13 protein-coding genes are annotated in these 13,524 nt (G+C 41.4%); 12 read left to right on the forward strand and 1 reads right to left on the reverse strand.

Going from position 1 to position 13,524, the window contains the following annotated elements:
* Position 1 precedes the first annotated feature (1 nt).
* From B156_RS0113580 to B156_RS0113630, 12 genes are all read left to right on the forward strand, one after another.
* A complete protein-coding gene (locus tag B156_RS0113580) occupies positions 2 to 2,338 on the forward strand; it encodes a GumC family protein (protein WP_018620284.1) in 2,337 nt (778 codons plus the stop codon).
* Between the two features lie 69 nt (positions 2,339 to 2,407).
* Positions 2,408 to 3,076 carry a sugar transferase gene (locus B156_RS0113585; RefSeq protein WP_018620285.1) on the forward strand — a complete coding sequence of 223 codons (669 nt, stop codon included), beginning with the start codon at positions 2,408 to 2,410 and terminating at the stop codon, positions 3,074 to 3,076.
* 128 nt (positions 3,077 to 3,204) lie between these two features.
* A complete protein-coding gene (locus B156_RS0113590; RefSeq protein WP_018620286.1) occupies positions 3,205 to 4,548 on the forward strand; it encodes a lipopolysaccharide biosynthesis protein in 1,344 nt (447 codons plus the stop codon).
* Positions 4,549 to 4,552: 4 nt separating this feature from the next.
* Complete coding sequence (locus tag B156_RS0113595; RefSeq protein WP_018620287.1) at positions 4,553 to 5,623, forward strand: glycosyltransferase; 1,071 nt, start codon at positions 4,553 to 4,555, stop codon at positions 5,621 to 5,623.
* A 62-nt stretch (positions 5,624 to 5,685) separates the two neighbouring features.
* Positions 5,686 to 6,870 (forward strand): hypothetical protein, encoded by a 1,185-nt coding sequence (locus tag B156_RS0113600; protein WP_157627031.1) that lies wholly within the window; start codon positions 5,686 to 5,688, stop codon positions 6,868 to 6,870.
* Between the two features lie 17 nt (positions 6,871 to 6,887).
* A complete protein-coding gene (locus B156_RS29185) occupies positions 6,888 to 8,039 on the forward strand; it encodes a glycosyltransferase (protein ID WP_084757736.1) in 1,152 nt (383 codons plus the stop codon).
* Positions 8,040 to 8,052: 13 nt separating this feature from the next.
* Positions 8,053 to 8,595 carry a DapH/DapD/GlmU-related protein gene (locus B156_RS30835; RefSeq protein ID WP_084757738.1) on the forward strand — a complete coding sequence of 181 codons (543 nt, stop codon included), beginning with the start codon at positions 8,053 to 8,055 and terminating at the stop codon, positions 8,593 to 8,595.
* Positions 8,562 to 9,245 (forward strand): class I SAM-dependent methyltransferase, encoded by a 684-nt coding sequence (locus tag B156_RS0113610; protein ID WP_018620290.1) that lies wholly within the window; start codon positions 8,562 to 8,564, stop codon positions 9,243 to 9,245. Before B156_RS30835 ends, B156_RS0113610 begins: the two co-directional genes overlap by 34 nt.
* A gap of 20 nt (positions 9,246 to 9,265) precedes the next feature.
* Positions 9,266 to 10,180 (forward strand): glycosyltransferase family 2 protein, encoded by a 915-nt coding sequence (locus tag B156_RS0113615; protein ID WP_245563735.1) that lies wholly within the window; start codon positions 9,266 to 9,268, stop codon positions 10,178 to 10,180.
* Between the two features lie 12 nt (positions 10,181 to 10,192).
* Entirely contained in the window at positions 10,193 to 10,600 is a 408-nt protein-coding gene (locus tag B156_RS0113620; protein ID WP_018620292.1) for a hypothetical protein, read from the forward strand.
* Positions 10,601 to 10,625: 25 nt separating this feature from the next.
* Positions 10,626 to 11,915, forward strand: coding sequence for a WcaI family glycosyltransferase (locus B156_RS0113625; RefSeq protein ID WP_018620293.1), 1,290 nt, complete (start codon positions 10,626 to 10,628; stop codon positions 11,913 to 11,915).
* Positions 11,916 to 12,075: 160 nt separating this feature from the next.
* Positions 12,076 to 12,570: a laminin B domain-containing protein gene (locus B156_RS0113630; protein ID WP_018620294.1), complete on the forward strand. Its 495-nt coding sequence runs from the start codon at positions 12,076 to 12,078 to the stop codon at positions 12,568 to 12,570.
* 17 nt (positions 12,571 to 12,587) lie between these two features.
* Here B156_RS0113630 and B156_RS0113635 read toward each other — a convergent pair whose 3' ends face one another.
* Complete coding sequence (locus tag B156_RS0113635; protein ID WP_040585629.1) at positions 12,588 to 13,343, reverse strand: tyrosine-protein phosphatase; 756 nt, start codon at positions 13,341 to 13,343, stop codon at positions 12,588 to 12,590.
* Between the last annotated feature and the right edge of the window lie 181 nt (positions 13,344 to 13,524).

Here is a 13,524-nt window from a genome sequence, read left to right on the forward strand (position 1 = left end):
CATGAACAATACGAACAATACCTATACGCCCTACCAGGCTTACGAAGTAGAAACCCAGCCGAACGTGCGGGCTATGCTGATGCGGTACGTGCGCAACTGGCCCTGGTTCCTGCTATCCCTGGTATTGGCAGGCGTAGTGGGTTACGTGTACCTGCTGTATCAGCCACCGGTCTATAACGTAAAAGCCAGTATGCTCATCAAGGATGAAAAGAAAGGCATCTCCGGCGAAAGCCTGATGAAGGAGATGGACCTGTTTACCCCCAGCAAAGTGGTGGAGAACGAACAGGAAATCCTTAAATCCTACACGCTCATGGATCGGGTGGTAGATAAACTGGGCCTGAATGTCCGGTATTATTACCCAACCAGCACGTTCGACAAAGAGATCTACGCGGAATCACCCATCCGGCTGCTGGTAGAAAAGCCAGCGCCCACCCTATACGGCGAGAAACTGGAAATCGCGTTTCAGGATGAGAAAACCATTCAGTTGAACGGAAAAGCCTACCCCGTCAATCAATCCATCAAGACACCCTATGGGCAGCTTCGGGTATTTCCCCGGCAGCCCCTGAGCAAAAAACTGGACCCGATGGTGGCGGTAGTATCGGCACAAACCGATGCCGTTGAAGAGTATCTGAAAGAGTTGAAAGTAGAGCCAACGGCCAAGCAGTCGACGGTGCTGGTCCTGAGCATGAACGAAACCGTACCCGACAAGGGCGAGGCTATTCTGAACCAGCTCATTGCGGAGTATAACAAAGAGGCCATCGTCGATAAAAACAAGGAAGCCAGCAATACACTGAGTTTTATCGAAAACCGCCTGGCGCTCATATCGGGTGAGCTATCGACGGTGGAGAAAGAAGTGGAACTGTACAAGTCTACCCAGGGCATTACGGACCTGAGCGCGCAGGCGCAAACCTTTCTGACCAGCGTGAAGGAAAACGATGCGCAGCTAAACCAGGTCGATATGCGGCTGGGGTCCCTGTCGGATATCGAGCGGTACATCAAGAACCAGTCGGGTAGTCAGGGCATCACCCCCGCCACACTGGGATTGAGCGACCCCATCCTGACCGGTTTGCTCACAAAACTGGCCGAACTGGAATTGAAGCGGGATGAAACCTCCCGGATCACCTCGCCCAACAACCCGGTGCTGCAATCGCTCAACAGCCAGCTGAACTCCATGAAGGCCAGCATTAATGAGAATGTGCAGACCATCCGGCAGCAGTTGACCAGTAACCGCGCCCAGCTCGTAGCCAATAACCGGCGCATGGAAGGCATGATCCGGACCGTGCCCGGCAAAGAGCGGGCGTTGCTGAACATTACCCGGCAGCAGGCTATCAAGAATGGCCTGTACACCTACCTGCTCCAGAAGCGGGAAGAAACAGCCCTTTCGGCCGCTTCGACCGTATCCGACAGCCGGACGGTGGATGCAGCCCGCACCAGCAGCAAACCGGTAAAGCCGGTTAAGATGACCATTTTTGCCTTATTTGCCGCTTTTGGTCTGTTGATCCCGATTGGGTTTATCTCGGCTAAAGATGCCCTGAACAACCGGGTACTGCGCCGGTCGGATGTGGAAGAAGCCACGCAGGTGCCGATTCTGGGCGAGATTGTAAAAGGCCGTCAGAACGGGTCGGACGATCTGGTATTTAAACCCCGGATGCAATCCGTTATTGGTGAGCAGATCCGGGCGCTGCGGACAAACCTCCAGTTTTTGCGGTCCGACCCCCACAGCAGTCAGGTCCTGTTGTTTACCTCCAGCATCAGTGGCGAAGGCAAATCCTTTATATCGCTCAACCTGGGTGCCAGCTTAGCCCTGGTGGGTCGCACCACGGTGATCCTGGAAATGGACATGCGCAAGCCCAAACTTCACAAGAGCCTGCACATGTTTAACAATGCCGGTCTGAGCAATTACCTGATTGGCGATGCCACCATTGACGAGTTGCTGCAACCCATCATGGGCTACGAAAACTATTTTATCATTACCTCCGGCCCTATACCACCCAATCCGGCCGAGTTGCTGAGCTCTCCCCGCCTGGCGCAGCTGTTCGATGAACTGAAAGCCCGGTTCGATTACGTGCTGGTGGACTCGCCACCGGTTGGCCTGGTGACCGACTCGCAGCTGATCGCGCCCTTTGCCGATGCCACCATGTTCATGGTCCGGCACGACCATACCCCCAAGAATTACCTCCGAATGGTGGATACCCTGTACAAAGAACAGCGTTTCCAGAAACTGAGCATTATCCTGAACGGCGTGGGCGAAGGTGAATCGTACTACTACAACTACAGCTACGGTGATTACTACGGTGGCGGCACCGACAAAAAACAACGGTTACCCAAAGGCGCTTGAGCCCCATTTAAGTATGCTATTACTACTATCCAGGTAATATATTAAGAACCCATACTCCCAATTAAAGCCATGTTAAGTCTTGACTCACATTACAAGCCTCTGTATGTATACGCGGAGACGCGGTCCCGGTACATAGATGTTCCGTATCAGCAAACCAGCAAACGCGTATTTGATGTCTGCCTGTCCTTATTTGTCTGCCTGCTCGTTCTGTCCTGGATGATCCCGTTGATTGGGCTGCTGATCAAACTGGGTTCCAAAGGGCCGGTACTATACATACAGAAGCGCACGGGCTACCGGGGGAGCTGGTTTTACTGCTTCAAGTTCCGGACCATGCGCTGCGGACCGGCAACCGAATTCAGGCAAACCACAAAAAATGATAGCCGTATAACCCCCATTGGCCGCTTCCTGCGCCGAACTAATCTGGACGAAATGCCACAATTCCTGAATGTACTCAGGGGCGACATGAGCGTTGTAGGGCCCCGGCCCCACGCCCTGGAGCACAGCGCTCAATTCTGGAACACCATGCCCGAGTATCGCCGACGCTACCGGGTAAGGCCGGGTATAACGGGATTAGCCCAGGTACGGGGTTGCCGGGGAGAAGTAAATCATCTAATGAAGATGAAGCATCGGGTGCGATACGACCGTCTGTACAACCGAAAGAAATCAGCTGGGTTAGATATGTGGATATGCTGGATGACCGTAAGTACCATGCTAAAGGGTGACAGAAATGCGTGGTAAAAATGGGATGTAGTAGAAGAGTTGGTTTGAAAAAAATACTGTCCTATTACAATAGTGCTTTTATCAAACCTACTCCAAAAAATAAAAACTTGATTTTATATTAAAGTTAGGAAATGCCAATGATATGAATGGATATCGTAAAATTTATAAAAATGATCCAGTCGTATAAGTTGTCTTTTGGAAAAATAAAAAATAAGATATGTTCCAAATTAAGTAAAGACTTAATTTATGGAATGTTAGTTAAAGGTGTAATTATCATTTCACAACTTTTAATTATTCCTATATATATAAGCGAATTGGGACAAGAAGTATACGGAGAATGGATAATGATTACTGTTATACCCAACTATTTAATATTGAGTGATTTAGGCTTAACAACTACAGTATCAAATCAAATATCTTATTATAATGTACTGAAAAATTACGGTAAAATGATTGGCTTATTCAAGTCAACAAACTTCTTAATAATAATAATAGGATTAACTATTTTACTTTTTTTTGTAATCAGTCTTTACTATATTGATTATCACTCTCTTCTTAATATTTATATAATTGATAGGGAAAAAGTGAGTTTGATATTGCTATTTTTTATAATAAATATTGTAGCAACATTACTTTTAAACTTTAATTTGTCTTATTTTAGATCAATTGATAAATATTATATGAATCAGAAATATGTATTTGTTAGTTATTGCATTGATTTGATAATAACACTCATTGTACTTAAAACCAGTAAGAATTTAATTTTGATCCCAGTATTATTTACATTTAGTAAAATATTTTTGTTATTTGTTACTATATTTAAATTAAGTAAATATGAAAATTATGAATATGGATTCAGTAAAAACATACGAGAAGTTAAAAAAATTCTTCCAAGTTCGTTAAGTTACAGTTTATATAGTATTGGTTTTGGTTTGATTTTACAAGGTAATACATTTATTGTAGGTAAGGTTTTAGGAACTAATAGCGTGGTTATATTTAATACAGTTAGAACTTTGGTAAATACTATGAGATCTTTTATGAGTATAATATACCTACCTAAAATGCCAAAGTACAACATACTTCTTTCAAGTGAAAGAATAAGTGAAGCAAAAGTAGTTTTTAAGAAAAATTTACAGCAAGTTATTATATTGACCTTGCTATCGGGGTTATTTATTACATTATTTTACAAAACACTGCTGTACTATTGGATCCATAAGGAACTTGTTATTACAAAAACGTTTATTTTTCTTATGATATTTGGTGCTGTACTTCATACTATCTGGAATGCTGTTAGTATGGTTACCTTGTCTATAAACAAGACATTCCAATTATTACTTTTTCCAGCTATGGGAGTAGTGAGTATATTAATTCAGTACTTTTATTTAAACACTTTCGGCTTAGAATTAGCTTCATTTTTTCTGCTCATTATTGACCTTATAATGTTAGTAACTGTCTTTGTAAAAACAAATAAAATTATAAAGCTATACTAAAAATATGGTAGCGATACTTCAATCGATAGTGCCTGATTATAGAAGCGCTTTTTTTAGCAAAATACAGGAAAAATGCGAAGTAGAAATATTTTGCTATGAAGATGAGCAATCGTTAAAAAGTAATAATTTTCATGGTTCTATTGTTAAAACAAGTAGTATAAAAAGATTTAAATTTAAAAATTTTATCGTTGTCAATCCTTTTACTCTTTGGAATAAGAAGTACGATACTTTGGTATTAATGTTAACTCCATATCACATAATTAGCTGGTTTTTTTTAATAACTAAGTTTATCCATAAAAAAAAAATAATACTTTGGGGACACGGTATATCAATTAGTGGTTTTTTAGTTGAAGAACGAAAAGTGAGTTTTTTAAAAAAATGGCTTATAGTATTGTCTGATGAGGTATGGTTTTACACTAATAATGAATTAGAATTGTGGAAAAAAAGACTTCCAACTATTAATGCTATATCGCTGAATAACACTATTTCGTCAGTTACTGATATAATGAATCGTCCTCCACTTGATAAAGAAAAATTGAAATATAAATATGGAATAAAGGAAAGAATAGCTATAATATATTGTGCAAGATTTAATGAGGAAGGCAGAAGAGTAGATTTATTAGAAAAACTCATTAGTATGACATGTAACCAAGATATTGCTTATATAATAATAGGTGATGGGTTATTAAAACCTAACTTCTCAAAATATCCTGCAGTAAGAGATTTTGGTGCCATTTACGACCAAAAAATTAAAAATGAATTATTTCAACTTGCTGATATATATTTTCAGCCAGGATGGGTTGGACTATCAATAGTTGAAGCTATGGCATATGGTAAACCAATTTTCACATTAAAAAGATCAAAAAATATTCCTCAATGTGTTGAGTATAGTTACATTATTAATGGATATAATGGATATCTATTTGATTCTGTTGAGGACGTTTATCAAAAGATAGTATCTATAGATTCTACTTCGATTCAAAAACTTAGTTGTAACTGTAGAAGGTTCGTTTACAATTTTCTCACGATAGATGGCATGATTACTAGAGCTTTAGACTCTTTAAAGGAAAAATGATATACTTCTTGATAATCTTATCAGCGTTGATTTTTTTCTATTTATATAGAAAAAGTTTCCTGATGCTCCCTTCTGTACATTTTTTTTTATTAAATACTTTTTCTTTAATAGGATACTCTTATTCGGAAACTGATAATATTTCAAACCCAACGATATATTATTATTCTATATTTAATCTAATTATCCTTTCTTCTTTGTTTTTTTTAAAGCCAAATAAAGACAGCTTAGCTCTAAACATAAATTTTATTTCTTTTGATAGGATAAAGAAATATCTATCTATTTATGCTATTTGTATAATAATTATGCTAATGTTTTTTTTGTATGAAGTAGATTTAGATCTGTTGTATGTAAACGGTAGTTATTTGACAATGGTAGATTCCGTGAAGATGGGCATCACATCTTCCATAGGAATTATGTTTCATAAAACTATACCTGTAAATGGAATAGTTTGTGCTTTCGCGTTTGGTTTTTTATTCAGCACAAAGAGATTCAAATACTTGCAGCTAGTATTATTTGTACTATTTTTCATACTTTATATATTCGAGCTTGGGGCTAATTCACGCTCAGCTGCATTAATTATTTTCTCTTTATTGATGTCAATTTTTATCTTTTACAGCAGAAATTTTAAAAAGAAAATTATTATTGCTTCATTATTAAGCGCAAGTATATTGTCTTATTTCTTGGTATTAAGTGGTAGAGGGAGCTACAAACAAGGTGTATCCCAAATTGCTTATAACTATTCTGGAATGTCAAAAGAAAGATTGTTTTCAACCGAAGAGCTCATTGACAATGTTTTGGGCGGAGTTTCAACTTTTGCTCAAGCTGTAGATCTAAAAGGAGAATATCCTGAAGAATACAAAATATTGTCTTTTTCTCCTTTACCTTCTTCAATTGATGGCTTTGATGAGCTTCTGAAGTATCAAAATAGGATTAGTCTTTATGTCCCATTCAATGCATATAGTGAAGTTTATCACTTCGGTTTAAGCTATTTATTCTTGTTTTACTTTCTTGTTTTTCTCTGCTTGAGAACTGCAAATATTGCAGTATTAGAAAATAGGACTGTAGGTTTATTTCTTTCATTGCCGATGTACTTATTTTTTATTGCTAATCAGCAATACCCTTTGAGAAATAATTTTAGATTTTTATTGATTGCTGGATTCTTGTGCTTTTTTTACATTAACTTTTGGAAAAGGAGAAAGGTAAAGAATACCTATAAAAGTCATAAGTATATTGATGCTATTTATTAAAATATGATATCATTAAAATGGAAGTATTAATTGTTTCCGGGTCAAATTCGAGAAATTCTGGAGGTGTTTTTGTAACCATCGTGGAGACTGGGAAAAACCTTCTAAGTAACCATAATATAGAATTGAAATATTTGATGTATAATGACGAATATACAATTAAGGATTCAGGTAGTTACCCAAAAAATACTCTATTTTCTTACGAAATTATCGGACCGAAGAAATTTGGTTTTTCGTTAGATATTTTTCTAAAAATATCAATGATCAGACCGCAAATTATTCACACGCAATCATTATGGATGTTTTTGTCTTATGCTGCCTTGAGATATAGTAGAATACATAAAATACCGACTATTGTTTCTCCACATGGTATGCTTGATTTGTATCAGTTGAAAACATCTTTCTGGAAAAAGAGAATTATTTTACAGTTGTACGAAAAAAATAATTTAAATAATGCTTCATGTATTCACGCTCTTAATGAGGCAGAGTATAGATCGATTAGATCTCTCGGTATAAAAAAGCCAATTGCAATAATTCCTAATGGTGTAGATATTCCTAACTTGTGTAATGTGAAGGAAACACCATCATGGAAAAATGTTAATAAAAAGACTCTTCTATTTTTGAGCAGAATAGACCCTAAAAAGAATATTCATTCATTAATTAGTGCTTGGTTAAAAAGCGATTATCTTAATCATGATTGGGAGTTAGTAATAGCTGGTGATTTAAAAGATGTTTCGTATAGTAAGTTGTTAAAAGACTTAGCTGGTAATAATGCAACTATAAAATTTATCGGTGGTCAATACGGTAATGATAAAGTGAATTCGTTCATTCATTCAGATGCATTTATACTTCCATCTTTTAGCGAAGGATTGCCAATGGCAGTTTTAGAGGCTTGGTCGTATAAAAAATATACCCTTATATCTGATGCTTGTAACTTGAATATAGGGTTCGAATTTGACGCAGCATATAGAATAGAAACGGATGAAATGTCATTAATTTCTTCACTAAATGAACTTTTTATTACACCGCATTCTAAATTAATCGATGTTGGCTTAAGAGCGTTCGATTTAGTGGCTTCAAAATTTACCTGGAAAAAGGTATCTGACGATATGCTTTTATTATATAAATGGGTTTCGGGTAAATGTTCGAAACCTGATTTTGTTCGCTTATAGCAGACTTGACAAAATGTATAATTCAGATACCTTTAATGGACCTTCGTTTTCCTTAAAAAATAGGTTGTTCAGAATTGTTTGGAATATAAGTTACTTGTTTTTGTTTAGGTATTCTCCTACACCCTTGCATTTTTGGAGATCTTTTTTATTGCGTTGCTTTGGCGCTAAAGTAGGGAAGAGGGTGCATGTTTATCCCGGTGTTAACATATGGGCTCCTTGGAACCTTGAATTAGGTGATGGATGTGGCATTGGTAACGATGCTACTTTATATTCGCAAGCTAAAATTATGATTGGTAAAAGATCCGTAATATCACAGGGAACCTATTTATGTACAGGAACACATGACTATACAAAGATAGGACATCCGCTCATTGCATTTCCAATACATGTTGGTGATAATGCTTGGGTAGCAGCAGAAGCGTTTGTACATCCAGGAGTTAGGATCGGAGATGGTTGCGTAATTGGTGCCCGTTCTGTTGTTAACAAAGACATGCCTGCTTGGTCTGTTTGTGCTGGTAATCCATGTACATTTATAAAAGAGTATCTAAAAAAATGAATGATTCAAGGACTAAAACAGATCGTGAACAGTCGTTAGTTGCGAAGGAGTTCATATGGGATACATCTACAAATACTGAAGTACATTTTTATGTGGAGCCAGTTTTGCGAAAATGGCTTAATTCCGAAAAAGCTAACACATTATTAGATTTGGGGTGTGGTAATGGTGCTCTTACAGCTCGTCTAAATCAATTTGGACTATTATGTACTGGAACCGATTTCTCAGATTCAGGTATCCAGATTGCTCAAGCGACTTTTCCCAATGTTAATTTCTTTCAATCGGTAATGCAAGATGATTTAGCCCAAAAATATCAAAGTCAATTTGATGTAGTAATATCTGTAGAAGTGATCGAACATTTACTATTGCCTAGGCAATTATTTGAGAGAGCGAAAGAAGCATTGAAGCCTGGTGGCACATTGATAATTACTACTCCTTATCATGGTTATTGGAAAAATCTTGCATTAGCTTTAGCTAACAAATATGATAGTCATTGGCATCCTCTTAGAGACTACGGTCATGTGAAATTTTTTTCTATTTCTACGCTTGAAAAATTATTTGAAGAGCAAGGGTTTTTGGTTGAATCTATTTGTAGAGTAGGACGTATACCTGCTTTTGCCCGCTCGGTGATGATTAAAGGCAAATTGCTATAGTTCTTCTTGTTTGTCAAACAGTGGATAACTTCAAGATGATTGATAAGAACTCATTGTATAACCAGATTTCAGTACTCATTCTTACCAAGAACGAACAGCAGGATTTGCCTGACTGTTTGCAGTCAGTTTCCTGGTGTGATGATATCCATGTGTTCGATTCTTACAGTGAAGACGATACAGTCAAACTAGCCAAGGAAGCCGGGGCAAAGGTTACACAGCGTCAGTTTGATGGATATGCATCACAACGTAATGTGGCTCTAAGTGCATTGCCCTACTCACATTCATGGATACTGATTCTGGATGCGGACGAACGTATTCCTGCGGAGTTAGCAAGGGAAATGTTAGAAAGAGTTCAAAGAGTACAGGTTGGTGTAAATGGCTTGAGAATAAGGCGTAGGGATTACTTTGGGAAAACATGGCTCAAGCACTCTCAGATGACTCCTTACTATATTCGTTTAGTACGCAAGAGTAAAGCTCGTTATCACCGGGAAATTAATGAGGTTCTTGAAGTTGATGGAGTAGTGGAGGACCTGAAAGGTCACTTTGAACATTATCCTTTTTCAAAAGGATTGCATCACTGGCTTAATAAACACAACACCTATTCGTCTATGGAGGCTAAACGATGGGTAGAAGAGCACCGGGGTAACTTAAGTTTCTCGTTGCAGAAAGCACTGTTTAGCAAAGATTTTACTGAGAAGAGATATCACCAGAAAGGAATATTTTATAAAATTCCAGGCCGACCGCTTATTAAATGGTTGTATCTAGCCTTCTGGAAAAGGTCATTCCTTGATGGCCGGGCTGGCTTGACAAACGCGACACTCCAGGCTATTTATGAGTACTTCATTGTTATCAAAACGAGGGAGCTACTAGACAAAGAGTCTTCAGCAGAAGAGATTTCTGATAACGTGACGGTCCCTCTTATCATTCATAGCTAATGGTGTACGCTTATGAGGGTGTTTTTACTTATAAGTCTGTTGATGGGTGCTGCCATCGTTTTCTATTTTAGCTGGTTGCCCAGGCCTAATCTGGCTATTTATGGGGTGCTACCCGATTGGTTATCGACCTGGACGGATGCGCAGCAAAATCAGAACATTCGTACCGCTGTACCATTATTGATACTTGGTCTGCTCAGTGGCGTGTGGTTATCTATCACTAAGCAGGTGTGGCGAAACTGGGTGTTGTCCTGGTTGCTGCTGCTGGCGGTAGTCAGTGTAGCCGAAGCCGGACAAGTGTTGATTCCTCTCCGTCATTTTGACTGGGGAGATATTGTGTGTGGGGGAATTGGGGCAGGTACCGGCCTGAGCGTAGTGGGACTAGTCCGATTGTCCCGCTTGCTCGAAATAAAGGGGGCATAGCCTCCTAACTGGAAAGACAACGTTTATGCGCATACTTATATACGGAATCAACTACGCACCGGAGCTAACCGGCATTGGTAAATACACTGGCGACATGGGCGCGTGGCTGGCTCAGCAGGGAGAAACGGTGGAGGTAATCACCACCTTGCCCTATTATCCGGAGTGGGCCGTTCATGCGTCGCACCGGGGAAAATGGTGGCATACGGAACAGTTGGCGGGAGTCCGGGTGCACCGGTGTCCATTTTACGTACCCGGAAACGTCACGTCGCTCAAGCGGATTCTGCACGAATTCTCCTTTGTGTTGAGCAGTCTAGTGTACTGGCTACCCGTTTTCTTTGGCAAGCGGTACGACGTAGTCATTTGTTTGTCGCCCCCGTTTCATCTGGGGCTGCTGCCCGTTTTTTACAGTAAGCTGCGCCGGGTGCCGCTTTGGTGCCATATTCAGGATTTGCAGATCGACATGGCGAAGGAGTTGGGGATGCTCAAAAACAAGTGGTTTCTGGATAGTATGTTCCGCGTGGAGCGATTTATCCTCAAGCGCTGCACCGTTGTGTCGACCATCAGCGAAGGAATGGTTCGGAAGGTGACGCAGAAGAACGTGATACAGCAGGAATGCGTACTGTTCCCGAACTGGGTCGACGGTAATCTGGTCAGACCACTCCCATCGGCGCAATCATTACGGACAGAACTAGGGTTACATTCGACGGATAAGGTAGTACTCTATTCGGGTAGTCTGGGCGAAAAGCAGGGGCTGGAGATCATCGTTGAAGCTGCCAAATCGTTTGTATCTCAGCCAGAGGTAAAATTTCTCATCTTCGGATCGGGAGGGGGAAAAAACAAGCTGGAAACACTGGTACGGGACTATGGCCTGACGAATGTTCGGTTTTATCCGCTGCAGCCCGCCGAAAAGTTGTCGGCCCTGTTGGCTACGGCGGATATCCACCTGGTGCTTCAAAAGAAATCGGCTTCCGATCTGGTTCTGCCCTCGAAGCTGACCGGTATTCTGGCGGCCGGTGGTTATGCATTGGTATCGGCGGTTTCGGGTACTACCTTGCATGAGGTCATGAGTACGCACAATATAGGCCTGGTAATCGAACCGGAATCGGCAGAGAAGCTGGTAACCGCCATTCGGGAATCGCTTGTTTCGAATCTAACTCCCTACAGGACCAACGCCCGGCGGTATGCGGAACGGTACTTGAACCGGGAAGCGATTTTAGGGGCATTTACCCTGCAGTTAAACGAAGTGACTAAGAAAGGCCCATCCAGTCAGAAAGAGCAAGTTGCTCGCAAAACACTGGATGAATTAGTGAGTTAGTTTTGTCCGGTTTGACGGTGTAGCACCGTGGTCTGTCTGTACGGTCAATTCATTTCTCACGGGTTTATTAACCATGATTTTCCCTTCCCCAAAGTATACTGCGTATTGTATAGTAATCCTCCTGGCGTGTAGTACTCATTTCATTGGATGTACTGAAACAATGACCCCTCTTTTATCGATTTCGTATCATTTCGACAATGATGCCCAAGGATGGCAAATCAACGAAGCAGGCAAGGGTGGTTTTCAATCTTTTGGAGGAAACCCAGGTGGGTGTATCTATGCTGAGGATATCAGCACTGATGCCTGGTATTTCATTGCATCCAATGAGTTCATTGATATGACTCGAAAGGCATACGGCTTAACGCTTGGTTTTGATCTTATTCAATCAGCTACGGATGCACAGTTTAATGCAGACGATGTTATTTTGACGGGTGGAACAACGCAGTTGACATTCAATTCTCCTCACAATCCTGGTACCAGGTGGACTAGTTATTTGGTTAAACTGGACGAGAAAAGTGGTTGGAAGAACGGGAAAGTGAACGCAACTCAAAAAGAAATGCAACAGGTGTTGCAAAATCTGACCAGCATTCGAATTCGGGGCGAATACCGGAACGGTCCCGACCGGGGTGGGCTGGATAACGTATCCATCCGGTAGTCCAACTCCCGTTTCCGTTACAGTAGCGTTTCGTTCAGCAGCGTTTGCTCTTCCAGTAATTTCATGTCGCCGGATTTGAACAGGCGGGCCATCATCTCCAGGTCGCCGGGGCGGTGCATGTCGCTGCCAATGAAATCTACCCAGTGCTGTTGCAACAGGAAACGGGCCTGCTTTTCCACGTGGGAACCGTACCGCCCAGTCAACGACATCCAGTTCAGCTGGAACAGACAGCCAATCTCGCGCAGGTGTTCCAAGGATGCTTTATCGCTGTGGTAATATTTGTAGCGTTCGGGGTGGGCCAGCACAGGCGTGTAGCCGTGCGTCTGGATGCGAAAGACCATGTCGCCCAAATTCATAGGGGCCGACGACCAGCCCGTTTCAAACAGCAGGAACCGGCGTTCCCCGAACGAAAGCATATCCCCCTGCTTCAGCATATCCAGAAAGAAATCGTCCAGCATATACTCGGCAGCCACATCGATGGTGATGGGTAATTGCTGTTCGGCAATGAGCTGACGGACAGCGGCCAGCCCCTGCTGGATGGCGAGGGTTTCGTTCGGATACCAGTCGCGGCTGATGTGGGGGGTGGTAATCACTTTTTTGATACCCCACTGGGCCAGTTGGGTCAGGCAGGTCAGGGTTTCTTCGGGGGTACTCACGCCATCATCCAGGCCGGGCAACAGGTGGGAGTGCAGATCGACCTGCCAGAAACAGCCATCCGGTTCCGCGTCCTCGCCGGGATGAATAAGCCGTTGCCAAAAGTTTTTTGTTGTCATGTACTGAAACGGTGGGTATTGAACGGGCAACGGCTGGCCTTATGAGGGCAACTAACCTGCCTGGTTTATCTATACGTTGATTTACTAGTTAAACGATTGCAATTTAACGTTTATTTGGAAGGGTTTGACAGGGATTACGGTTTGACAGGATGTAGAGACCGCACCGGCGGACCGGCAATAC

Source organism: Spirosoma luteum DSM 19990, from assembly GCF_000374065.1.
Lineage (GTDB): Bacteria > Bacteroidota > Bacteroidia > Cytophagales > Spirosomataceae > Spirosoma > Spirosoma luteum.